Raw genomic sequence first — 22,229 nt, forward strand, 5'->3', positions numbered from 1 at the left:
TCGCGAGCATTGAAGCCGGTGACCCCGCACTGGACCTGCCGTCCGCCCCGTTCCAATGCGTCATCGCGCGAGTATAGTGGTGAGGGAGACGCGATGACACGTGACGTGATTCGCCGCCTGCCGAAGACCGATCTGCACGTTCATCTCGATGGGTCGTTGCGCCTGCCGACGCTCATCGAACTGGCCCGCGAGCGCGGCATCGAACTGCCGTCGTATACCGAGGATGGCCTACGGGAGACGGTCTTTCGTCCTCGGTACGCCACTCTCATCGAGTATCTCGAGGGATTTCGCTACACGGTGGCGGTGCTTCAGGATCGCGAAGCGATCGAGCGGGCGGCGTTCGAGTTGTGCGAGGACTGCCAGGCCGAGGGCGTGCGATACGTTGAGATCCGCTTCGCGCCCCAGCTTCACGTGCGCCGGGAGTTCGAGTTCACGGACGTCGTGCGGGCCGTGGACTCCGGCATCCGCCGGGCCTCGACCGCCTTCAACTCCCGGTCCGAGGTGGCGTCCGGCCTGGAGCCTCGCTTCGCCGCCGGGATCATCCTGTGCGCGCTGCGCCATTTCACTCCGGCTCTTTCGGAAGGATACAGACGATTCTTCGAGGCGCTGCCCGAGGCACCGCCGCACGAATTGCACTCGGCCGCCAGTGTGCAGGTGGCGCGGGCGGCGGCGCGGCTCAAGCACGACGAAGGCTTGCTGGTGGTCGGCATCGATCTGGCGGGACAGGAAAAGGGTTATCCGGCCGAGGATCATCGCGCCGCCTACCAGGTGGCGCACGAAGCGTTTCTCGGCAAGACCGTCCACGCGGGCGAGGACTACGGCCCCGAGTCGATCTTCCAGGCGATCGGCAACCTGCACGCCGACCGGATTGGGCACGGGACGTGGCTGTTCGACGAATCGAAGATCACGGGCAAGCGCGTCACCGATCGCAAGGCGTACGTCGAGCGCCTGGCGCAGTTTGTCGCCGACAAGCGGATCACGATCGAGGTGTGCCTGACGTCCAACCAGCAGACTGTTCCGGAACTGGGACAGGATCTGAGCCGGCACCCGTTTGCCGAGATGCGGAAGCGCCGGCTCTCGACTACGTTCTGCACCGACAACCGCCTCGTCTCGAACACGACTGTGACCGACGAGATCCAGCGTGCGGCAGAAGCCTTCGCCCTCACCGACCGTGAGGTGCGCGACATCCTCGTCTACGGTTTCAAGCGCAGCTTCTTCCCGGGGACGTACCTGGAGAAGCGCGCCTACGTCCGCGAGATGATCGACTTCGCCGACTCCGTTATCGACGACAACGCCAGCGTCAGGCCGTAACGCGGCGCGGAGGAGCACCTCGTCGCAGCACGGCGCGAAGCGCGTCAGCGATGCCGCTCCGCACGTTCGACCACGTGACCGCGGCCAGTTCGACGTCGGGCACGGCATGCCTGAGCCACGCGATGGCATCGGTTCCCCCGGATTGCAGCACCCTGGCAATCACGAAATCGCGGTGCGCTGGCCAGATCAAGAGACTTCCGCCTGCCCGGCCTGTTGTGAGAAGCTGACGCGAGCTGATTGCTGTGCGGGCGCCCCGCGCGGCACGGCACCACGAAAGGACCCACTGTGACCATGCGTCGTCTTCTCATTCTGGTCGGTCTGGTTGTGAGCGTGCCTCTCTCCGCCAGGCAACTCCCGCCGGCCGAGCAGCAGATTCTCGCGTCCATCGATCAGCGCCGCGATGCCGCCATCGACCTGCTGGCGCGTTCTGTGAACATCCGAAGCGCCACCGAAAATCACGAGGGCGTCAAGCGCGTGGGCGACCTGTACGCCGCGGAACTGAAGACGCTCGGCTTCGACACGACGTGGGTGGATCAGAAGGAGGTCGGGCGGGCGGGCCATCTGGTCGCGGAGCACCGGGGAACCAAGGGCACGCGGGTGCTGTTGATCGGCCATCTCGACACGGTGCTGCAGGGAGAGGCGTTCCGGCGCGACGGCGGGCGCGGCTATGGCAGCGGCTCGAATGACATGAAGTCCGGGAACGCGATCCTGATCGAGGCGCTTCGCGCGCTTCACGCCGCCGGGCGCCTGGCCGACCGCCAGGTGATCGTCGTGCTCACGGGCGACGAGGAGGACACGGGCACACCGTACGAATCGAGCCGGAAGGCGCTCGTCGAGGCGGCAACCCGCAGCGATGTCGCGCTGGCCTTCGAGGGCTATGAACCCGGAACCGCAGTGGTCGGACGCCGGGGGTTTAGTTCGTGGCGGCTCGAGGTCACGGGGTCCCAGGGACACTCGTCAACGATTTTCGGCGACGACCGCGGCAGCGGCGCCATCTTCGAAGCCGCGCGCATTCTCGGCGCCTTCGACGCGCAGTTGCGCGAGCCGAATCTCACCTACAACCCAAGCGTGATCGTCGGCGGCACCGACGTCAAGTACGACTCGACGACGTTCACCGGCACGGCCACCGGCAAGAACAACGTGGTGCCCCGGTTGGTGGTCGTCGAGGGCGACCTGCGCTTCCTGTCGCGCGATCAACTGGAGCGCGCCCGCGGAAAGATGCGGGCCATCGTCGCAGCGAATCTGCCGAAGACGTCGGCGACAATCACGTTCGACGACGGCATGCCGTCGATGGAACCGACCGACGGCAATCGCGCGCTGCTCGCGACGCTCGATCAGGTGTCGCGCGATCTCGGTACTGGTCCCATCACCCCGCACGATCCGTCCAAGCGGGGCGCGGGCGACATCTCATTTGTGTCCACGCTGGTGTCCGGACTCGATGGCCTCGGGGGCCTGGGCGCTCAGGAACACGCCCCGGGCGAGTACACCAACCTCGAGGAGATGACGGTGCTCACCAGGCGCGCCGCGCTGCTGCTTGATCGAGTGCTGTGGGCGCCTCGGCCCGCCGCACGCCAACAGCGATGACATCGGCGCGGGCGATCGGTGCGGCGAGCCTCAACGCGCCGGCGCGGGCGCGGGTGCGCGCTCCTGCCCGAGGATGACCAGGCGCACGTCTGGCGGCAGGGATCGATAGAGCGACGCCCCGTCTTTCGGATTCAGCACGATGCGCAACCGGACCGCATCGCGCTCCGCGCCCGCCACCGCGGCGGCGGCATCGTGCCACTTCGCGCTCCACGACGCGCGCAGCCGCGCCAGCCGGCCGGCCTGGACGTCCGCGTCGAGCGGGCGCACCTCGATGGACCGCCCGTCGGCGAAGCGCACCTGGTACCGCGACGGCACCGGATACAACTCCTCTGGCGTGGGAGGCACGGGCGGGGTCTCCGGCTCGGCGGTGTCCTTGCCCGGCGGAGCGGCCTCGATCACGAACCGATCGATCGCCCGGGGCGGATCGAGCTCGCCGTGCATCCAGATGGCGTCCTGCCACGGCTTCGGATCGCGCCGCGCAAACCACGCGACCCGCGGCTGGCCCACCTGCAACCCGATCACCGGATACCGCTGGAGCTCCGCGCCGCGCAGCATCAACGTGATGTCGGAGGCGCCCGGATCGAGCACGAGATAGAACTGCTTGCTGCCGGCCAGCTCGACCTTCCGCTGCAGCAGGCTGTTGACGCGCTGGAGTCTCGCCACCCGCGCCTGGGCGTCCGACAACGGCGGCGAGGTGGTCTGGTCCTTCGCGCACGCGGCCGCCCCGAGGCCCGCCGCTCCCGCGACGATCAACGCCAGGCAGATTCGCGTCAACCAGTGGTGGTTTGTCATCAGGTGTCAGTAAATGTAGATGCGCATGCCGACGCGCGCATTCGCCCAGACTTTCCGAAGGTCGTCACGGCCGACGCGGATGCAGCCGTGCGACACGGCTCTGCCGAGCAGCCGTTCGTAGAGCGTCCCATGGATCATGAACCCGTTGCCGAAATAGAGCGCGTACTCGCCGAGCGATCCCGACTCGAGCCGATCCGCCGGGTTCTTCGGAATCGGCTCCCCGTCTTCGACAAACGCCCAGTCGGGTTTCGCCCAGACAGGATTGCGCAGCAGCGACAACACTTCGAACTGCCCGCGCGGCGAATCGAAGACCCACTGGCGCTTCTTGCCGACGGTCTCCTTGAGCACCATTCCTGATCCAGCCGAGCACTTCGCCTCGAGCAGCGTTTCATCGTCTCGTTTCAGGTACAGCCGGTTCTGGGTCTGGTCGATCACGATGTACACGCCGCGAGGGGCCGCCGCGCGAACGGCCGATGTCAGCTCGCGGGATCGGCGATCGAGGCGCGCGGTCAACTGCTTCAGTTCCACGTCGCCGGCCGGCATCTTCCCCCAGAGGGCCGTGGGCCGGTCGATGTAAGGCTGATAGCGGTAGCCCGTGCCGGCCCACGCCACGCCAACAACCAGCAAGCCAATCGCCACCGCGACGACCATGCGCCGGTCGAATCGGATCCTGGGCAGGCGCCAGGCCGCCCGCGCGCTCGGCGTTGCCTGCCGAGGCGGCTCAGCCGCCAGACCGCGGTCAGGGCCGGCGGCTGGCGGCGTCTCGTCCGTACCGGTTGGCAAACTCGGCGATGGGTCCATAGGTATCGCTCCCGACGATGGTCACCGGTGTGCCGACCGCAACGCGGCCGAACAGGTGATCGATGTCCGGGTTAGTCACGGCCACGCAGCCGTTGGTCCAGTCGTACTGGCGGCCGCCGCCGCCATGAATCTCGATCAGCCCGCCGATCCGCGCTGCCGTGGGAACCTCGCCGGTGCGGCGCGCGCGGGCGAACGCCACCCGATTCTCGGCGTTGGGATAGTCGATGAGCAACGCCTTGTAGTAGTCGGAGGAGAGGTGGTCCATGCGCTTGACGATGCGGTACCGGCCCTCGGGCGTGGCTCCGTCTCCCTCCTGGCGTTTGTCGGCGATCCAGTTGAACCCGAGTTCAACCGTGTAGCTTCTGACCGGTTCGCCGCCGACAAAGAGCGTCATCAGGTGCGCGTCCTTCACCACAACGATGGCCGCGCGTCCCTCGCGCCGCGACCAGTTGATCGCCTCGCTCTTCCAGCGCTGCCACCGGGCGATCGTGTCGGCATCGGCGTACCGTGCCGCGATGCCCGCCGCGTGGGTGCCCACGCGCTCGGCCAGCGATTCGGCATCCCTGGCTCGCGCGATGGCGGCCTCGACCGCGCCAGCGCGCTGGTACGCGCGGGCCTGGTCGAGCACAATCTTGGCCGCGGCCAGCATCCACCGGTTGGGGCCGAGATGAATCGTGGCCGCCGTCCTCTCGCCGGCCGCGACGTCCGCTTGAGCCTTGTCGATCTGGGCGGTGGCAGAGCGGGTGGCGTCGGCGCGGCGGCTGCGCGCGAGAGCCGCCGCCGTGCGGGCCGCGCGCTCGGCGGCGGACCACGCATCAATCACAGACGACGAGTCGGGGATTGGCCAGATGCGTACTTGCTCGACGCGGTGGCGCGTCAGCGCGTCTCGCAACGCGCGCTCGGCCGCCTTCAGTTCGTCCGGGGCCCAGTGCAGCGCGTCATCGGCGCGGGCCGCCTGCACGGCGGCCTGCGCGGCGCCGGCCGCCGTCTGCATAGCCGCTGTCCGGCGTGAGGCCACCGTTCGCGGGGCGAGCCACGCCCCGCCGAGGAGCAGGACGCCGACCACCACCACGGCCAGCCTGCGGTGCACGTGGGGGTCAACGCGTCGCATGGAGCTCTCTTCCGTCCGCCGTCGCAAATCTCAGGGGAATCGGGAGCCCCGGGAGAGGCGCAGTTGATTCACGCCTCTGCACCGGGTCCCTCAAGGCGAGTGCTACTTCTTCATCATGGCTGCTTTGGCTGTCTCGACAGCCGTCTTGACCGTCATGACCGCGTTCATGGCCGAATCCGCCTTGGTCTTGGCATCGAGGAACTTCTCGCTGGCCAGAGCCGTCTCGGCCTCGGTGAGCGTGGTCCCGGCGGTGGTGAGGTCGGTCTTCATCGCGGCGATATCGGCGGCCGAGCCCTTCCCCTTCGGCGCCTTCGCGAGCAAGGCTTCGGTATCGGCGAGCATCGTCTTGGTGTCGGCGATCGCCTTGGTGGCGTCCTCCTTGGCCTTTGCCTTCCCGGCTGCGGCGTCGGCGGCCGCCTTCTCGCCAGCGGCCTTCGCGGCGGCGGCAAGCTGCTTGGCCTTGTCGAACGACTTGACCCAGTTGCCCTCCTGGGCCTTCAGTTCGGCGTCGAGCGCGGCCTGGGCGTCCTGCGCGGCCGTCAACGACGGGGCGGCGTATTCACTTGCGCCAGCCGTGCCAGCGGCGGTGACTGCGGCCTTCGCGGCATCGATATCAGCGGCGGGCGGCGTGCCGCAAGCGGTCACCGCGACGGCAAGGCCCAGAGCCAGGATGAGGAATCCAACACGCACACGCATAGTCTGTCTCCTTATGATCGGCTGCCTCCCGAAGCCCCACTGGCCTCGGAGGCGCTCTTAGAATCATACCCCCGTCAGCGCGTGATGGAGCAACCGAACGTCAGAGATGCCGCGCGCGGCATCGATAGATCTGGAATCGTGTCGATGCGATCGGCGCACACGACACTCTTGGTTTGCGGCCCTTCGTTGATGGCGAATCTTCGTCTTCGGCAGGCGTCTGCGCGGCGTCTCGCGAGGGGTTGGGCCGCGTCAATCCGGCGCATTTAGCGCACCGGAACCGGATGACGGATCCGAGGGCGGAGCGACGGTATTGTCGTCTCCCTGTGCGCCGGGGTGTGCGCGGTTGGAACCGATCAGCACATCTCCAGGGCGGATTCCTGTGACAATCCGGCCGCTCCGGGCGAGCGCGGTGTCACAAATTGCCACGAGGCGACATGGCGAACCGTGGGCCAACCGGCTGGCCGACAGGCCAATTGATTGGCCGGCGGCCGGGTTAGCCGGGTTTTTGTTCGAGAAATCGCACCCCGCTAACTGCCTCATTTTCATACAGTTCCACAAATCTGCACTAAATCTGCGCCCGGGCCCTGATGTGGCATCAATCTCGCTACGAGAAGAGATTGGAGGAAGGGAGATGCCCATTCTCGGCGACGATTTTGACTACGTGGTGCCTGGCACCGCCCGAAGCCTTTCGATGGTGCAGGCCGGTCAGATTCTGGGGATTTCGCGTCGCACACTTTACTACTGGATTCGCGACGGGCGTGTGCACACGGTGCGCACGCCGATGGGTTCGCAGCGGGTGTTGATGGAATCGGTCAAGGCGAACTGGTTGGAACGGTTCTAGGCCCTGAGCTCGGCAGACTGAGTCGAAGGGTAGGCGGACTTATACAGCGCGGCTAATGCGGCAGGACAGGTGGGAATCACCCACGGAGGCGATATGAACGGCGGGCGCAAATTCAATCGATGGACACTGACGGCGGCACTGGCGGCATTGCTGGTGCTGGGTCTGGCGGCACCGGGTGCGGCGCAGCACCGGGCGCGGCTGGCCAAGGACGTGGCCGACGAGCTGGCGGCTCCTTCGCGCATCTCGATGCAGGTGATTGTCGAGAGCGTGGCGAAGGCTGACGAACTGGCGGCGCGGTACGGTCTGCGCGTCAGGAAGCAGCTTGAGCACGGTGTGGTGCTCGAAGGCACCCCCGGGCAGCTCGACGCGCTGGCCAACGATCCCGACGTCGCGCAGATTTCCGGCGACAACGCGGTCAAGGCCGACGCTTCCCTGCTGGCGCAGACGGTTGGCGCGCCCCAGGCGTGGAACGGTTTTGGCGGTGTTGCTGGCGTCGATGGTCACAACATCGTCGTGGCGATGATTGACAGCGGCGTGGCTCCGTTCAAGGCGCTCAAGGGCCGGCTTGTTGGTTCGGTGGACTTCACCGGCACCAGCACCGACGACCAGTTTGGCCACGGCACGCACCTGGCGAATCTGATTGCGGGCAAGGATCTCGGGGCCGATGCCACTGGTCAGACCTACGGCGGCGTGGCGCCTGGTGCGCGTCTTCTTTCGCTCAAGGTGCTCGGCGCTGATGGCAGCGGCGACACCAGCGACGTGATTGCGGCGCTCGACTGGGCGGTTGAGAACCAGGGCAAGTACGGCATCCGCATCATCACCATCGCGCTTGGGCACCCCGTGTTCGAGTCGTACAAGACCGACCCGCTTTGCCAGGCTGTGCAGCGGGCGATTGACGCCGGCATGGTGGTGGTGGCGTCGGCTGGCAACTACGGCAAGGTCCAGATCAACAAGAAGGACGTGACGCTGCTTGGCGGCATCTCGTCGCCTGGCAACCTGCCGGCTGCGATTACCGTGGGCTCGCTCACGACCAGGAACAGTCTGAGCTCGAAGGATTGGTACGTTTCCACCTACAGTTCGCGCGGGCCGACCAGCATCGACTTCGTGATGAAGCCCGATCTGGTGGCGCCGGGCAACAAGATCATGTCGGCCGACGTGCTGGGCAGCACGATTGACACCGAGAGCCACACGCTTGGGAGCGCCACGTTCACGCAGTCGGGTGACGGCGCCGCGTATATGACGATGAGCGGGGCGAGCGTATCGACCGCCGTGGTGGCTGGTGCGGCCGCGTTGATGCTGGATGCGAATCCGAGTCTGCATCCTGAGCATGTGAAGCTGGCGCTGCAATTGTCGGCGACGTTTGTTCCTGACGGGTATTTTGCGGCCGGATCCGGGGCGCTCAATGCGGCCGGGGCCGTGTGGATGGCGGCGAATGGTCCCAGCCCGAAGGTGCCGGCGCTGACGCTCTATGACGGCGGCGAGAAGCTGGTGGGTGCGGGCATTGTCTATTGGGGCGGCGAGGGCAACGACCTCAGCCGGATCATCTGGGGCGACCGGATTATCTGGGGTGACCGGATCATCTGGGGCGACCGCATCATCTGGGGCGACCGCATCATCTGGGGCGACCGGATTATCTGGGGCGACCGGATCATCTGGGGCGACCGCATCATCTGGGGCGACCGCATCATCTGGGGCGACCGGATCATCTGGGGCGACCGGATCATCTGGGGCGACCGGATCATCTGGGGCGACCGCATCATCTGGGGCGACCGGATCATCTGGGGCGACCGCATCATCTGGGGCGACCGGATCATCTGGGGCGACCGGATCATCTGGGGCGACCGGATCATCTGGGGGGATTGAGTCAGCATGATTCCGGTTTGTAAGAGGTCAACGCACGGCAGCAGGTTGGATCTTCTTCTGCGCGGGCTTTTTGGGCTTTCGTGAACGCCCAACGATGCCGTCGGTCGCCCGCGCCTCCGCCCTCGCAGAGGCGGAGTTGCGGAGTCGCCGCACTCGGTTCGTTAAGGAACTTCTTCCGGCGCGGCTGACGCGTGAGAGATTCGAAGGCATGGGAGTGATTGAAGAAACAGTAGGCGCGCTTGATCATTTCAAGTTGGCGTTCTTCCCACGCGTTCACCGGTTCAGCAAGTTCTTCCCGATTCGTCTCGGCGCTCCACAGCACTGCTCCTTCCCTCGGATCGAATCGTAGCCCTGTCACGACCGCGGTGGCGTCCTGGTTAGCGCGGTGCTTTGGAACGAGTCTCGGCAGCCCCATTCTGGAGTTGCGCTCGTTCCATGGTGATCGCTGGGTTTGGAGGTTCCATGGCATGGAGTTCGTCAGCATCGCGATGGACCTCGTGGCCAGAACGAATGCCGTCCTCCTCGACTTCGGCCGTCCCGGGGGGCCGGCCGGGGTTGAGAGCCTCCACCGCTCAGCCCGCCCCTGCGCTGAACTGCTCGGTGAATCAGGGTGCAGTTAGTACTGCACTGGTAGCCGCCGCAGGCGCTGAATGGCTGGTCGATCGAGCTTCGCCTGCCGACTTGTCAGACCCAACGGCCTGTTTGGTGATCTTAGGAGCGATTCCTCGCACATTCACTCGGACAGTAGAGAGCCTGACAAAGTGATTCCTTAGTAGCCTCTGGCAATCAATCAACATATCAACCGTCCGAGCTTCAGATGGGAAGACACTTCGTCGTAGATCAAGCGGTCGTGGAAGCGGCGCGAGAAGGACGATTTGGAGAAGCCCTATCGAAACTCAGTAGACTAACGCCGCAGCGCAACGGAGAGCCCCCGCATGAGTGGTCCGTATTGCACGCCGAGTTGCTGGAACGCACCGGTCGTGCGGAACGGGCCCAGGCAATCTTGTCGATTCTGACGGGAGCGAAATCTCTGTCGGACTACCTTCGCGCGCGCTGTTCGATCGTCGAAGGACGCCTTGCAAGAAGAAGAGGTCATCTGAAAGATGCGGAGAAGGCCTTCCGTTTGGCTTGCGCGCAAGCGGAAAGGGCTGACAGCCTTGAGCAAGTCTGTTGGGCTCAACTTCGACTTGCGAAGGTGGTATCTGAGGCGTCCGGATCAGGATCTACTAGCTACATCCAGGACGACCTCCGCCGAAATGTCGCCCGTTTGGGTTCACCTCAGGTATCTGTCGCGTACCACGTGTATTCGGCAGAGTCTCAGGCGAAGAGAGGCGATATTGCAGAGTCGCGTCGACACAGCGCTCTCGCCGAATCCCTACTCACCCGATCTCCAAACGTTTGGCTGCGTGGTCTCCTCGACATCCAGTACTCATGCTTGCACTACCTCGCCGGAGCGTACCCCGAGGCTCTGAAGTTTGCTGTCCGTGCGGTTGAGACGTCGAAACAGTCAGGGGACTACGATACAAAGGTCGTAGCTCTCGCAGATCTCGCGGCTTCGTACCTGGCCCTGGGCCAGTTGACCCGAGCGAGCCAGTGCATCGGCTCAGCCTTAGCGTGTGCAGATCCAAGCGATCAAGCTTACGGACTTCTAACGGAGACACTCGCGGAGATTAGGTTATCGGAGAGGGACTTTGAGAGCTGCCAATCGCTTCTAGACGAAGCTCAGGTACGGGCTGCAGCGCTACTCCAGGTGCGCTCAGACTGGTACCGCACGTGGAACACGCGCACTGAACTGCGCCTACTAGTCCAGCGCGGTCGGTTGAGTGAAGTAGTGAGACTCTTGGAACGTGCTCCAGGCCATCCGTCCAACCGACAACGTTCTTTCGGCGATCGCCAACTGTCTGCTCTGAAGGCACGCGCACTTCTCAACAGCGGGGAGATCGGTAGGACGTCCGACTCCCTTGCGGCGCTGGTGTCAGAATGCGATGACAGGTCTCTACTGTCTCTAGGGCAAATCAACAGTATTCTCGGTGCGTTCGTCTCAAGAGTGGTTGGAATAGCGGAGGCTGAACCATTCCACGCGAGGGCGTTGAGGGTCTTGGCGTCTGGTGCGGAGAATGGAGCCCATGTCGATGCCGTCGATCAGTGTCTTGGCGATCTTGGATGCCGTCTCAGTGAAGCGAACTCGATATCCTTCTCGCCAGACGCGCACGCTCTCCGACGACCTCTTAGGATCTTCTGCCACCTGGAGGCAGCATCACCTTACCTGGCCGGCGCTCCTGTTGACTGTTCAGAGCTTCTGTCATTGGTTGCGACACTTCCCGAACTACTGACACGACCGCATCTCATCGCCGAGGAAGCTCTGCGGATCATGTCGCGTCTTGGGTGGATTCGTGATGGCTACGTAGAGGTGTCATCGTTGGATGGAAGAAGAGGCACCGTGTGGACCTCCTACCGCCAACGGCGTCGTTTCGAATCAAGTGAGCCGACGCGGGCAGACGGAATTGGTCTGATCCGAATCCTCGTAGGCGCGGATTCGGGACAATCTGTCACGCTGAATATTCACCCTTCTGCTGACGCAAGATCGCAGACGAACTGCGCCTTTTTCGGACGCGTGATAGAGAACTCGAGAGCGAGAATAGGACCGGCTCCAGACGCCCTGGCCAGTAGTCAACCCGCGGCCACTTCCGAGAGAGAGGTGAATGGAAATGGCGTCTTTCGTTCGCGCGCTATGGTGGAACTTGTCGGGACAGCCCGGCGAATTGCTACGGTTGACGTCACAGTGTTACTGACAGGCGAAAGTGGAACCGGGAAGGAGGTGGTGGCGCGCATTATTCATGGCGCATCCCGCCGGTCGTCTGGGCCCTTCGTGCCATTCAATTGTGCGAGCCTGCCAAGAGAACTGGTCGACAGCCAGTTGTTCGGCTATCGACGAGGGGCCTTCACCGGGGCGAGCGAGTCATTCGAGGGAATAGTCAAAGCGGCAGCTCTGGGCACGCTCTTTCTTGACGAAATCGGGGAACTTCCGCTGGAAGTCCAACCCAAGTTGCTGAGATTCCTCGATGCGATGGAGGTGCATCCGCTAGGAGAGTCGAAGCCACAACGTATCGACGTGAGGGTCATAGCGGCGACGAACGCAAACTTGGAGCAACTGGTGGCCGAGGGGCGGTTTCGAGAGGATCTCTACTACCGCCTGAACGTGTTCAGATTTCGTTTGCCGCCCCTCAGGGAACGCCGCGAAGAAATCCCCGATCTCGTAGCGAGTTTTCTTGAGCAGTCGTGCCGGGAATTCGATAAGATCGGCATCCGGATGTCGGACGAGGCAGTCGAGCATCTTATGTTGGGTCGCTGGCCTGGCAATCTGCGTCAACTCAAGCACGAGCTCCGGAGAGTCGTGGCGCTGGCGGAATCGGGATCGGTGATTCCGGCTCATGCTCTGTCGCCGGAAGTGCTCGCCGCCGACCCAGCGCAACAGCCAACCGTGACAGATCAACCATCGTCGTCCCTGTGGCTTCGCGTGGACCGGCCGTTGCCTGATCTCGTGCAGGAACTCGAGCGGGCAGCCATTACGTACGCTCTGACGGCAACGGAGGGACGGACGGAAGAGGCCGCCACACGTCTCGGCCTTTCCCGAAAGGGCCTTTACCTGAAGCGCCGCCGACTCGGGTTGTGACCCGCACAGACGGCGAATCAGCGGTTGGTCCCCGCTGGCGCGTCCGGCGCGCCTTGCATTCATCCGAGGGCCAGGCTCGTGGAAACTCCGGTCATCCCTTCCGTCACAATCTCGGCCAGTGCGGCCTTGCTCAAGGGCAGAACAGCGACGCCTCTCCCTGCTGTGCTACTCTGCCCAGAAGCCTCGGGCCCGATCTGATTCGAAGGGAGTGCGCCGTGCGACGAAGGGTGATTTTGCTAATGGTTGTAGCAGGGTGTTTCGCGGCAATGCCGGCGCCTGGCATGGCGCAGACGAAGACCCCGGCGACCGCACAGGGCATCACCCAGCAGCAGGGCGTCCCCCAGCAGCAGGGCATCACGCAGCAGCAGGGCGAGGAGATGCTCAAGGAACTCCGCCGCATCCGGCAGGCACTCGAACGCCTCACCCAGCCCGAACCGGCACCCAAAGCCCCGCCCGCCGACCAGCACGGGAAACTGACGCCGGTCCTCGGCCCGGTGATGGGTAAGCCCGACGCGCCCCTCACACTGGTCGAGTTCACCGACCTGCAGTGCCCCTACTGCAACCGGTTCACCACCACGACATTCGAGCAGATCAAGAAGCAGTACATCGACACGGGGCTGGTGCGCTTCGTGAGCCGCGACTTCCCCCTCGACTTCCACCCGCAGGCCATGCCCGCCGCCCGCGCCGCGCGCTGCGCCGCCGACCAGGGCAAGTTCTGGGAGATGCGGATGTCGCTCCTTCGCAACGCATCCAGACTGAGCCCGGCCTTCATCACCACGGCGGCCACGGAGCTCAAGCTGGACATGAGGGCCTTTGCCGCCTGCGCCAGCAGCACCCTCCACGACGCCGAGATTGAAGCGGACATGGCGGCGGGCCGCAGCCTCGGCATCGAAGGCACACCCACGTTTCTGCTCGGCCGCACCACGGGCGACACGCTCGACGGCGTCCTCATCATCGGCTCCCTGCCCTTCGACGCGTTCGACACCAGGATCAAGGCACTGCTCGCGCCGGCCGGCCAGCCGGTAAAGTGACAGGAGTGTAGTGTGATCCAGGGCGGCGCGGTCCTGCTGCTGCTCTCGATGTTCTTCGCGTACCTGCTGGCCCCGGCAGTCGCGGAGATGAGCAGCCGCGTCCGCGTCGGGCGACGGGGCCGTCCGCTGTCACGGCCGGCCGCAATCATCCTGATCTATCTGATCCTGTTCATCCCGGGAGCCCTGGCGTGGCGCGCCTCGAGCGATCGCGTCGAACAGTGGGTGCGCGTGACCGCGCCGGCAGCCGTTGACCGCCTCTTCGGCGGCGGTGATCTCGAGGCCATCGACCATCTGATCGCTGAGGCGCCGGTGCCGCCGGCCGCGCGTCCGGTGCTCAAGCGGGGTGCGGATGGCGCCATCGCTTACATCCTGCGCCAAGCCCGTACCACCCTCGACACGCTGATTGACGCGGCGGCGTACGCCCGTTGGCTCGTCGTCGCGGCGGTGCTGGCGTTTCTGCTGCTGACGCTTGTGCCGAGGTTCTGGCAATCGACGCTCCGCGTGCTGCCGCGCGGGCATCTGCAGTGGCGGGGCGGCGAATACCTGCAGGACGTCAACAGCGCCTTGGCCGGTTACGTGCGCGCCCAGGCGGCGGCAGGAGTGATCGTCGGCATCGCGTGTGTCGGCGGGTTCGCGATGCTCGGCGTGCCGTCGGCGGTGTCGATGGGAGTGGCGGCAGGCATTCTCGAACTGGTGCCGGTCATCGGCCCGCTCGTCGCGCTGTTGATCGCGATCACCCAGGCGGCGGGCGGCGTGCTGCCGGTCGTCGTGTTTCTTGGCGTGCTGCGAATCGTGCAGGACTACGTGATCTACCCGCGCCTCGTGGGGCGCGGGATGCACCTGTCGACGCCGGCGGTCATCCTCACGAGTTGGGCCGGCGCGGCGATGGCCGGCGCGGGCGGCGTGATCATCGCGGTCCCGGTGGCCGGATTGCTTTCCGTGAGCGCTCGACACTGGCGCGAGTACCGCGACATCGAGCGGCTCGTGCGCACGAGCGCGCGCGATGCGGCAACACAGCAGCCCGATCGGCCCGGGCATGAAGCTCCTGAAGAGGGAGGGCGCGAGGAGTAGCCGCGCCGGAGCATCAACCCTTGCTCCAGTCGAGGGCTTCAAGCGAGTCGGCAGCGGGCTGAACCGGTAGAACGGCCGGACTCCCACGCAGAGTCGACAGCTGCGGGTCAGGCGGGCCCTATCCGAGGCCCCATGACGCTAACACCGAAGCGGGTTCGTGCCTGCTGACCGCCCGCGCGTTCGCCCAGCCCACCAGCTCTCGCGCGACGTCCGTGCACAGGCGGCGAGGCCTGGGCCTGATCCCGACCCGCGCCAGATCCAGACAGTCCGCGTCCCAGCAGGCCTGCAGCGTCGGGCCGCCCTCGGTGAGACCGTCCGTGTGCAGGCCGCACGCCTGGAACAGCAGGTCGAACCTGCCATCATCCAGATGCACCAGTGTGCCCCGCAGCGACCGCGCGAACTCCCCGCCTCGCAGCCCGTGGCCGTCGTCGCGGAACTGGTTGATCCGCCGCGAGTCGTGGAACAAGGCGAACAACGCGATCACCTCGCGGTCGGCCCCGTTGGTGTCGGCGACGCGGAGTCCGTTCTCCAGCACCCGCGCCCAGTGCACGACGCCGTGGTCGCCGCGTACGGGCAGCGCGTATGTTCGGAGGATCTCGCCCATGATGGCCGCCATGTCATGCACGCAACGGGCCTCCCCCGCCTGACGGTTGCCCGCACCCGCCGGCGCGGACAACTTTAACCCCTGCGGTTCGGTCGTTCGCTTCGTGCGCATTGTCCGGGAAACCCGGGCAAGAGGCAAGCGCGCGCCCGGACCTGCGCGCCCGGACCTGTCAACAACAGCGCGCGCCTGGACCTTCCGCCGGCGATCGTCAGGCTCTCCGCGACAGGATATGAGATGATCGAAGCGGAAGGAACATGCTCCGTATGATGGATCGCAAAGCGCACTGGGAACGTGTCTACACCACGAAAGCCTCACATGAGGTGAGCTGGTTCCAGCCTGAGCCGGCGGTATCCCTTCAATTGCTGGAGAGAGCGGGGCTGACAGGCGGCACGTGAGTGATCGACATCGGGGGCGGGGATTCCCGCCTCGTGGACGCCCTGGTCGCGCGCGGCGTCGGCTGCGTGACGGTGCTGGATGTCTCGGCGGCCGCGCTCGCGCGGGCACGGGCCCGGCTGGGTGAACAGGCCGATCGCGTGAGATGGATCGAGGCTGACATCACGGGGCCGTGGACGGTTCCCCAGGTGGATATCTGGCACGACCGCGCCGTCTTCCACTTCCTGACCGACGCTGAGGATCGGGTGCGGTACGTCGCACACCTGCGGGATGTCGTGAAACCCGGCGGATCGGTGATCATCGCGACCTTCGCGCCTGACGGCCCCGAGCGTTGCAGCGGCCTGCCGGTGTGCCGGTACGACGAGGCCGGGATCAGCGCGGAACTTGGTGGAGGATTCACGCCGGTCGAAACCGTGGCGGATGCGCACCGCACGCCGTCCGGCACGGTGCAGTCCTTCAATTACAGCCGGTTCGTCCGCGACCTGTAGCCGCGAGGTCGCGGCGGAAGTTTTGACTACGCCGGGACCGGCGCCGGCAGATCGGAATTGCCGATATCCGCGACAACCTTCCACGTGCCGTCAGGCTGCTTCCGGTAGACGGTCACGTACTTGCCGCTATCTCTGAACTTGTTGCCGTTCGGGTCCACCAGCGTCACCTTGTTGGTGCCGTAGGAGTAAGCGAAATCACCGGCTCGGGAGACGTCCACCTTCGCCGTTTCAAAGCTCAGCGAGAACGCGGGCATCGCAAGGAACCCTTGCATGAATGTCCGGATCGCCGTCCGGCCAGTGACCATCGGGACTCCTGGCCAGAACAAGACGGCATCGTCGGCATAGAAAGACACATATCGATCCAGGTTCTTCTTTTCGGCTGCCTCCCTCCCCTGACGCTCAAGCTCACGAATGGTCGTGGCGTCGTCTGCGTACGCATCCATAGGAAGCCTCCCTTTCGAATACCGGCGTCACATGCACCGTGCCAGGGCGAGCCGCGTCCCTCCGGTGAACGCGATGTCCCTGCTCAGACGGTGATCCCCGTATTCCAGCGGCGGGAACAGGACCGCCGCCTGTCTGCCTACCTCGCTTGTCCGCCCGGCACCTTCGCTTTTAACTCCTCGAACCAGTTCTGGATGAGGCTGATGTGCATAACCACCGGTGGGGCAAGCGAAGTCCGAGACTGAACCACGTAGAACCGCTGGCCGTCGGGCGCGACGTCGTGGCACCGGATGCCGTATGCAGACTGTGCTCGGGCCGACCCTGACCCGATCGAAGGGGCGGGATCGGCACTCAGTTCAGGCGGGAGGAGCTTGATGGCGACCGTGCGGTCGAGGCGCGTGTCCCGGGCTTTGTAGACCTCGCCCATGCCCCCGGCGCCAATCAGCCCGAGGACCTCGTAGGGGCCCAGCCGCGTGCCCGCAGCCAGGGACATGGTCGCTCCTGCGGCGCATTATACGCCGCGCCGCCCCTGCCGCAGCGACGCCGCCCTCGCTCGTCAGGCCAGCGCGGCGAGAAACGTGGACGCCGGCACACACCTGACGCCATCGTCGACCACATCGCGCGTACAGTCCTTGACCACCTGATAGACCCACGGGACGCGCAGGCGATCCCTGAAGTACCGCAGCGCGGGATCAATGGCGGTTTCGGCGAGCTTGGCCTCGGCGGCAAACCACGGCTTTCGATCGAGCGTGACGAGAAAGTCGACCTCGTGCCCGGCGCGATCGCGCAGGTACCAGAGTTCGACATCGTAGCCGTCCCGATCCCGCAGCATGTGGCAGAACTTCAGCAGATGCAGCGCGAGCATGTTCTCGAACCGCCCCGCCGGATCGGTGACCAGACTCCAATCCCAGAGGTAGGCCTTCGGCATCTTCTTGAGGGCCGTGATCCGGCGACTGACGAACGGGCGGAGCAGCACGACGTGGTAGAGGCGTTCGAGCACGCCGATCCAGTGCGTCACGGCGCGATGGCTCACTTCCAGATCCTCACGCAAGGCGTTCAACGAGAGCAGCGAACCGACATGTTCCGGAATCGCATCTGCGAGTTGTTCGACGAGTGACAGGTCGCGGATCGACTCGAGGTCTCGCACATCCTCGCGAAAGAACCGGTCGATCCGATCGCGCTGCCATCGCCGAAGGGTCCGCGCCGATTGCGCCAGCAGCGGCTCGGGAAATCCCCCGAATTCGAAGAGCGCGGCCAGGTGTGCGGCGGCAGTCTTCGTCGGTGGGGGCAGGATCAGTTCCCGTCCCGGGGCCACATCCGGGATCACGCCTGGTGACACCAATTCGGCCACGGAGAACGGATGAAGCCGGTAGGCATGGTAGCGTCCCTGCAGCGAGTCGCCCCCGCGCCGGTACGTGTCGAGCCTGGCCGATCCGGTCACGAGGAACTGGAGGCGCGGATGGTGCGTGTCGTATTCGCCTTTGAGCCAGCTTTTCCAACTGCGCGACTTGTGCAGTTCGTCCAGCACGACCAGGGCACGACCGCCGGGCCAGCGCGGGGCACGGAGTTCGCGTCGATCGTCACGGTTGTCCCAATTCAGATACACGCCCGGGACCAGGTCGAGGCACTGCCGTCCCAGCGTGGTCTTGCCGACCTGCCGGGGGCCGACGACGAACACCATCTTCCGGGGCAGATCGGCCAGTACCGCAGGCTGAAGCGATCGCACGACGGTCATGAGCGGATTATGCTCCCTCGCACAAAAAGTCGCAACTTTATTTGCTTATTAGCAAAAATAGTTGTCACCAACGGCTGCACGGACACGCCGCCGCCCTGGCGCAGAACTGGCCTCAAGCCTTTGATGAAAGCCAACCTCAGAGTGCGGCCACTTTGGCCCCTGACAGCGGTCCGAGAAATGTGATCTCCCTGTTTCTTGGACACCACTCAGGCGCAGTAAGGAGAGCGCGAAGAGCGGAGGCGGGCGGACCGGTTGATCGGGTAGAATGACGCGCGATGCGGACGAGGGTCTTCGAGCCGCTGGGAATGACGACGACCACCTTCGACTTCGCCAAGGCCCTGAAGGGGGACGTCGCCCAGCCCCACGGCGACGACGTAGACGGCAAGGTGACCCGCGCGCGGATGGACCTGAACTACTCCGTCGTCCCGGCCGACCCGGCCGCCGCCGCGAAGCTGGCCCCGCGCTACGTGAACGCCGCGCTCGGCGAGGTGACGGTGATCAAGGAAGGGGCGGCGATTCTCTTCGACGCGGGCGAGTGGAAGAGCGCCGTGGCCTCACGGAAGAACGACGACGGGACGATCTCCTTCATCACCATTGACCCGACGCTCGCCGGCATGGAATTCGTCGTGGCGGACAAGGACGGGAAGCGCCGATTGATCACGCGCGACGCGCAGCACGAGTACGTGTTCGAGGAGACGGCGAAGCGCTGACGGCGCGGCCGGTTGGCCGAGAGGTCGTCGCTTGCAGGACGCGGCTCCGGCTCCCCGCGCCGGGTGCTCACGCGCTCAAGAGGTTCAGGAACGCTCGGGGCGTCACGATGCGGACACCTTCGTACTCCCCGACCGTCAAGAGGTGAGGATCGCCAGTCACGACGAGCGGGGCGCGGCCAGCGATGGCTGCGGCCAGATACTTGTCATCATCCGGGTCCTTGCTCACGCCAGGCACCTGAACCGGATCCAGAACGAAATCAGCCAGGACGACCAAGTCCTCCATCCAGAGTCCGGGGTCGAGGCCCCGGCGCACGTACCGGCGGACTTTGGGGTATGCGAGGGCCCGCATCACCTCCTCGACGATGGCCTCAGACAGGACCAGCGTAAACGCATCTGTACGGAGAAAGTGTTCGATGATGCGGCCCGGCGGTCCGTCCGGATGGATAGCCGCGCTCACGAACACGTTGGCATCAAGGACAGCCCGGAACACGGTCGTTACGCCGACTTCGCGCGCAGTTTGGCAGACCTGCGGGCCCAGCGCTGCGCCTCCAGGGCCAGCTCGGACGCCTGCTTGTCGGTCAGTGCGCCGCCCTGCTGCGCGAGGAAGTCCAGGGCGTGCCGGCGCGCGAAGCGTCGCATCTGTGCCAATCGCTCGACCGGTACCAGGGCGGCGAGCGCCTTCCCCTTGCGTTCGATGATGAACTCGTCGTTCCGCAGCGCCACCCGATTGAGCATGTCGCCAAGCCGCTGCCGCACGTCGATGGTAGAAACCTTGGCCGTCATGTGCACCTCTCGCAACTATTATAGTTGCTCTAGCAGGAACAGCAAGTGCCAGATTGGTCGACCCTGCGCTCGACATCGCGCACTTCGGGTTCTTTCTCAAACGCCGCCCGGGCAGACGCTCGCCCGGGCACAGCCATGACGGCCGGCGACGTGCTCCCCACCCCGCCCCGCCATGCTGGCGTTTGTGACCCCGGTCGTGGCGGTCCCCGCTCCACGACCTCCGCCTCCACTTCCGGCGAGCGACGTTCAGCAGCCAGTTGCTCCCGTCGTCGAGAACCCGGCCGCCGCGCCCGTCGCTGCACCGGCCGAGATCAGGGCGGAAACCGGTCCCGAACCTTCCGCGCCAAGCGGCGTGCGGTATCCCGTCTTGATGGCGGTGACGGTGACGTTCACGCTCACGACGGCGGACGCTGAGACGAGATAGCTGGATAGGGAACCACGATTCGAGATCAGGACCATGCGCGACGGCGATGTGCCGCTAGCATGGTACGCGTCAGAATCGTGCTCCTCCATGCGACTATTGTCGGAGTCGCGGCACCACGAACTCGTCCATGAAGCGGATCAGCTTCTCCCTGTTGGTGGCGCGATAGGCGGCGTAGTCCTGCACAATGCCGGCAGTCGGGCGGAACAGCAAAATGTACGCCTCGAGAAGCCCCGCGTCCCGAATGCCCACGAGTTCGGCCAGTTCGGGATCCACCGCCGGCTCGGTGCTGGTCTTGTCCGACGCGCGCTGGCTCTTCACCCACGCCGCCACCGCGTCGAGCGCCTCCGCCTCTTCCTTCAGGCTGTGCCGGTACGTCGGCTCGTCCGGGTACATCTGCTTGAACTTGTCCCGCTGCCAGCCGATGCGCGTGCCGCCGTAGACGATGGAGGCCGCCGCGATGGAGATTCCGGGCTTCCCGAGGTTGGTGGGGTCGATCGTAATCGTGCTCTGGTTGCCCTCGGTCTTGACGGTCGCGAGTTGTTTGAGCTGAACCACGCGAAACTGGACACGGTTGCGGCTGGCCCACTGGGTGAGACCCGTCCGCGCCGTGCGGTCGTACGGTTGAGCGATCACCGCCTCGATGAACTTCGCGCGCGCCTCGGTCATCTGGCCTGAGGCCATCAGCGAGTCTCCCCAGTAGCGATAGGCGGTTTCCCGGTTCGGATCGATTTGAATCGCCTTCGCGAACCACGCTCCGGCGTCGGCGTGCTTGTTCTGCTTGTAACACGCATCGCCGGCGAAGAGCGCCGCGTGGTAGAGCGTGGGGTCCAGTTGGAGCGCCTTGGCGTACTGTTCGCGGGCCCGGTCCAGATTGCCCTTCGCGAAATCGGCCTCGGCGGCCGTCATCACCTCCTCCACCTCGCCCTTCGACGAGAAGCCAGGCAGCACGCCGTCCTCCGGAATCGATGAGAGGATCGTCTGGAGCAGTTCGCTGTTGTCGCCGAGGGCCTTGGCGCGGAGCAGGACCGCGCGGGCGCGCAACGCTGCCTGTTTTCGCTCTTCGGGATCTTTCAGGCCACTGATCAGGCCGGCCAAGCACACGCCCAGGCGTTCCTGGACAACGATGTCGTCGGGCCGATCGGCCGCGAGCTTCTCGAGCAGCGGCAGCGCCTCAATCACTTTGTGCTGGTCGAACAGGTCGAGTGCGGTCTTGCGATCCGCATCGGTGGTGACGGGCCGTTGTGCGGCTGCGGGAGCGGCGCAAAGCAGGCCGACGACGATGCCGATGAAAAGGAAAGTGCGCATGCGGTCCCTCCTCGCACGATTGGACACCGGCTGATCTTCCGACGCTCCGGATCGCTCCGTATCCGAATGGCGGAGGCCGCCATCGACGTGCTGCAGAATCTACCATGTCCGGCAGCCCATCCACGTCCAGAAAGGGTAATCTGACCAACCAGAGCCGCGGGCATTCGACGCGGCGGGGGGAGCGCGAGGGCCAGTGGAGGGTGCGCGGCGGCGGACGGTGTGGCCCGCGCGGCGGTGCGGGGACCGCCTCCAGCGCTGACGAGCGCCGCCGAGAGTGCTGCGCACCGCATCGAGGATTTGAACACGCATGTCATGCCGTGCCTCCTGGCCAGGATCCCGCTCAACGGATCATGGGAAAAGGGGGCCTCGCTGCTCTTCGGTCGGGGGCACTTCGGCAGCGCGGTTCGATCGAGGCTTGACAATAGCAAGCATTAGCCTTGATGCGTCAATAACTACGCCGCGCGCGCGAGGGCCTGTTCGATTCGAGTGAAGGCGGTCCGCGTCGCGGGATTGTCGGTTAATCGTAGCACTGCGGTGCCAGCCGGGCGGAGCAGTTGCGCCGCTCGGTGAAA

At 65.3% G+C, this 22,229-nt stretch carries 21 protein-coding genes and 2 pseudogenes; 9 read left to right on the top strand and 14 right to left on the bottom strand.

Features of this window, described 5'->3' with window-relative positions:
* Positions 1-93 precede the first annotated feature (93 nt).
* Entirely contained in the window at positions 94-1,311 is a 1,218-nt protein-coding gene (locus tag NTV05_16260) for an adenosine deaminase family protein (GenBank protein ID MCX6545951.1), read from the top strand.
* Here NTV05_16260 and NTV05_16265 read toward each other — a convergent pair.
* The gene (locus NTV05_16265) at positions 1,301-1,501 is read right to left on the bottom strand and encodes a hypothetical protein (protein ID MCX6545952.1); all 201 of its coding nucleotides are present in this window, start codon (positions 1,499-1,501) and stop codon (positions 1,301-1,303) included. The genes NTV05_16260 and NTV05_16265 overlap by 11 nt on opposite strands.
* A gap of 101 nt (positions 1,502-1,602) precedes the next feature.
* Here NTV05_16265 and NTV05_16270 point away from each other — a divergent pair, with 101 nt between their 5' ends.
* Positions 1,603-2,895: a M20/M25/M40 family metallo-hydrolase gene (locus NTV05_16270; GenBank protein MCX6545953.1), complete on the top strand. Its 1,293-nt coding sequence runs from the start codon at positions 1,603-1,605 to the stop codon at positions 2,893-2,895.
* A 30-nt stretch (positions 2,896-2,925) separates the two neighbouring features.
* Here the strand turns inward: NTV05_16270 and NTV05_16275 are convergent, their stop codons facing one another.
* From NTV05_16275 to NTV05_16290, 4 genes are all read right to left on the bottom strand, one after another.
* Positions 2,926-3,687: a hypothetical protein gene (locus tag NTV05_16275; GenBank protein MCX6545954.1), complete on the bottom strand. Its 762-nt coding sequence runs from the start codon at positions 3,685-3,687 to the stop codon at positions 2,926-2,928.
* 6 nt (positions 3,688-3,693) lie between these two features.
* Entirely contained in the window at positions 3,694-4,488 is a 795-nt protein-coding gene (locus tag NTV05_16280; protein ID MCX6545955.1) for a L,D-transpeptidase family protein, read from the bottom strand.
* Positions 4,427-5,599: a L,D-transpeptidase family protein gene (locus NTV05_16285; GenBank protein MCX6545956.1), complete on the bottom strand. Its 1,173-nt coding sequence runs from the start codon at positions 5,597-5,599 to the stop codon at positions 4,427-4,429. The genes NTV05_16280 and NTV05_16285 overlap by 62 nt, the downstream gene beginning before the upstream one ends.
* A gap of 102 nt (positions 5,600-5,701) precedes the next feature.
* The gene (locus tag NTV05_16290) at positions 5,702-6,295 is read right to left on the bottom strand and encodes a hypothetical protein (protein MCX6545957.1); all 594 of its coding nucleotides are present in this window, start codon (positions 6,293-6,295) and stop codon (positions 5,702-5,704) included.
* A 631-nt stretch (positions 6,296-6,926) separates the two neighbouring features.
* Here NTV05_16290 and NTV05_16295 point away from each other — a divergent pair.
* A complete protein-coding gene (locus tag NTV05_16295) occupies positions 6,927-7,136 on the top strand; it encodes a hypothetical protein (protein ID MCX6545958.1) in 210 nt (69 codons plus the stop codon).
* Between the two features lie 93 nt (positions 7,137-7,229).
* Positions 7,230-8,999, top strand: a complete 1,770-nt coding sequence (locus tag NTV05_16300) for a S8 family serine peptidase (protein ID MCX6545959.1) — start codon at positions 7,230-7,232, stop codon at positions 8,997-8,999.
* A gap of 1 nt (position 9,000) precedes the next feature.
* On the opposite strand, the gene NTV05_16305 is transcribed toward NTV05_16300, so the two are convergent.
* Entirely contained in the window at positions 9,001-9,483 is a 483-nt protein-coding gene (locus tag NTV05_16305) for a hypothetical protein (GenBank protein ID MCX6545960.1), read from the bottom strand.
* Between the two features lie 1,821 nt (positions 9,484-11,304).
* On the opposite strand from NTV05_16305, the gene NTV05_16310 reads away from it, so the two are divergent.
* The 3 genes from NTV05_16310 (at position 11,305) to NTV05_16320 (ending at position 14,774) form a co-directional block, all read left to right on the top strand.
* A complete protein-coding gene (locus NTV05_16310; GenBank protein ID MCX6545961.1) occupies positions 11,305-12,672 on the top strand; it encodes a sigma-54 dependent transcriptional regulator in 1,368 nt (455 codons plus the stop codon).
* A gap of 281 nt (positions 12,673-12,953) precedes the next feature.
* The gene (locus NTV05_16315; protein ID MCX6545962.1) at positions 12,954-13,703 is read left to right on the top strand and encodes a thioredoxin domain-containing protein; all 750 of its coding nucleotides are present in this window, start codon (positions 12,954-12,956) and stop codon (positions 13,701-13,703) included.
* A gap of 12 nt (positions 13,704-13,715) precedes the next feature.
* Positions 13,716-14,774 carry an AI-2E family transporter gene (locus tag NTV05_16320; protein MCX6545963.1) on the top strand — a complete coding sequence of 353 codons (1,059 nt, stop codon included), beginning with the start codon at positions 13,716-13,718 and terminating at the stop codon, positions 14,772-14,774.
* A gap of 118 nt (positions 14,775-14,892) precedes the next feature.
* Here NTV05_16320 and NTV05_16325 read toward each other — a convergent pair whose 3' ends face one another.
* Positions 14,893-15,390, bottom strand: a complete 498-nt coding sequence (locus NTV05_16325; protein MCX6545964.1) for a hypothetical protein — start codon at positions 15,388-15,390, stop codon at positions 14,893-14,895.
* 251 nt (positions 15,391-15,641) lie between these two features.
* Here NTV05_16325 and NTV05_16330 point away from each other — a divergent pair.
* Positions 15,642-16,259, top strand: a pseudogene (locus NTV05_16330) (class I SAM-dependent methyltransferase).
* 26 nt (positions 16,260-16,285) lie between these two features.
* On the opposite strand, the gene NTV05_16335 reads toward NTV05_16330, so the two are convergent.
* From NTV05_16335 to NTV05_16345, 3 genes and pseudogenes are all read right to left on the bottom strand, one after another.
* The gene (locus NTV05_16335; protein MCX6545965.1) at positions 16,286-16,702 is read right to left on the bottom strand and encodes an SgcJ/EcaC family oxidoreductase; all 417 of its coding nucleotides are present in this window, start codon (positions 16,700-16,702) and stop codon (positions 16,286-16,288) included.
* Between the two features lie 338 nt (positions 16,703-17,040).
* Positions 17,041-17,193: pseudogene (locus NTV05_16340) on the bottom strand (serine/threonine protein kinase).
* Positions 17,194-17,256: 63 nt separating this feature from the next.
* Positions 17,257-18,435, bottom strand: coding sequence for an ATP-binding protein (locus tag NTV05_16345; protein ID MCX6545966.1), 1,179 nt, complete (start codon positions 18,433-18,435; stop codon positions 17,257-17,259).
* A gap of 275 nt (positions 18,436-18,710) precedes the next feature.
* On the opposite strand from NTV05_16345, the gene NTV05_16350 reads away from it, so the two are divergent.
* A complete protein-coding gene (locus NTV05_16350; protein MCX6545967.1) occupies positions 18,711-19,145 on the top strand; it encodes a hypothetical protein in 435 nt (144 codons plus the stop codon).
* A gap of 67 nt (positions 19,146-19,212) precedes the next feature.
* On the opposite strand, the gene NTV05_16355 is transcribed toward NTV05_16350, so the two are convergent.
* From NTV05_16355 to NTV05_16370, 4 genes are all read right to left on the bottom strand, one after another.
* Positions 19,213-19,635, bottom strand: coding sequence for a putative toxin-antitoxin system toxin component, PIN family (locus NTV05_16355; GenBank protein MCX6545968.1), 423 nt, complete (start codon positions 19,633-19,635; stop codon positions 19,213-19,215).
* A 5-nt stretch (positions 19,636-19,640) separates the two neighbouring features.
* Entirely contained in the window at positions 19,641-19,928 is a 288-nt protein-coding gene (locus NTV05_16360) for a hypothetical protein (protein MCX6545969.1), read from the bottom strand.
* 246 nt (positions 19,929-20,174) lie between these two features.
* The gene (locus NTV05_16365; protein MCX6545970.1) at positions 20,175-20,441 is read right to left on the bottom strand and encodes a hypothetical protein; all 267 of its coding nucleotides are present in this window, start codon (positions 20,439-20,441) and stop codon (positions 20,175-20,177) included.
* Between the two features lie 4 nt (positions 20,442-20,445).
* Complete coding sequence (locus tag NTV05_16370) at positions 20,446-21,657, bottom strand: tetratricopeptide repeat protein (protein MCX6545971.1); 1,212 nt, start codon at positions 21,655-21,657, stop codon at positions 20,446-20,448.
* Positions 21,658-22,229: the final 572 nt, after the last annotated feature.

The organism is Acidobacteriota bacterium (assembly GCA_026393755.1).
Classification (GTDB): domain Bacteria; phylum Acidobacteriota; class Vicinamibacteria; order Vicinamibacterales; family JAKQTR01; genus JBAXOX01.

Coding starts and splice junctions, on each gene's coding strand:
- NTV05_16260 (MCX6545951.1), top strand. CDS start 94: ATGACACGTGACGTGATTCGCCGCCTGCCGAAGACCGATCTGCACGTT.
- NTV05_16270 (MCX6545953.1), top strand. CDS start 1,603: ATGCGTCGTCTTCTCATTCTGGTCGGTCTGGTTGTGAGCGTGCCTCTC.
- NTV05_16275 (MCX6545954.1), bottom strand. CDS start 3,687: ATGACAAACCACCACTGGTTGACGCGAATCTGCCTGGCGTTGATCGTC.
- NTV05_16280 (MCX6545955.1), bottom strand. CDS start 4,488: ATGGACCCATCGCCGAGTTTGCCAACCGGTACGGACGAGACGCCGCCA.
- NTV05_16285 (MCX6545956.1), bottom strand. CDS start 5,599: ATGCGACGCGTTGACCCCCACGTGCACCGCAGGCTGGCCGTGGTGGTG.
- NTV05_16290 (MCX6545957.1), bottom strand. CDS start 6,295: ATGCGTGTGCGTGTTGGATTCCTCATCCTGGCTCTGGGCCTTGCCGTC.
- NTV05_16295 (MCX6545958.1), top strand. CDS start 6,927: ATGCCCATTCTCGGCGACGATTTTGACTACGTGGTGCCTGGCACCGCC.
- NTV05_16300 (MCX6545959.1), top strand. CDS start 7,230: ATGAACGGCGGGCGCAAATTCAATCGATGGACACTGACGGCGGCACTG.
- NTV05_16305 (MCX6545960.1), bottom strand. CDS start 9,483: ATGCTGACGAACTCCATGCCATGGAACCTCCAAACCCAGCGATCACCA.
- NTV05_16315 (MCX6545962.1), top strand. CDS start 12,954: ATGGCGCAGACGAAGACCCCGGCGACCGCACAGGGCATCACCCAGCAG.
- NTV05_16325 (MCX6545964.1), bottom strand. CDS start 15,390: ATGGCGGCCATCATGGGCGAGATCCTCCGAACATACGCGCTGCCCGTA.
- NTV05_16335 (MCX6545965.1), bottom strand. CDS start 16,702: ATGGATGCGTACGCAGACGACGCCACGACCATTCGTGAGCTTGAGCGT.
- NTV05_16345 (MCX6545966.1), bottom strand. CDS start 18,435: ATGACCGTCGTGCGATCGCTTCAGCCTGCGGTACTGGCCGATCTGCCC.
- NTV05_16350 (MCX6545967.1), top strand. CDS start 18,711: ATGCGGACGAGGGTCTTCGAGCCGCTGGGAATGACGACGACCACCTTC.
- NTV05_16360 (MCX6545969.1), bottom strand. CDS start 19,928: ATGACGGCCAAGGTTTCTACCATCGACGTGCGGCAGCGGCTTGGCGAC.
- NTV05_16365 (MCX6545970.1), bottom strand. CDS start 20,441: ATGGAGGAGCACGATTCTGACGCGTACCATGCTAGCGGCACATCGCCG.
- NTV05_16370 (MCX6545971.1), bottom strand. CDS start 21,657: ATGCGCACTTTCCTTTTCATCGGCATCGTCGTCGGCCTGCTTTGCGCC.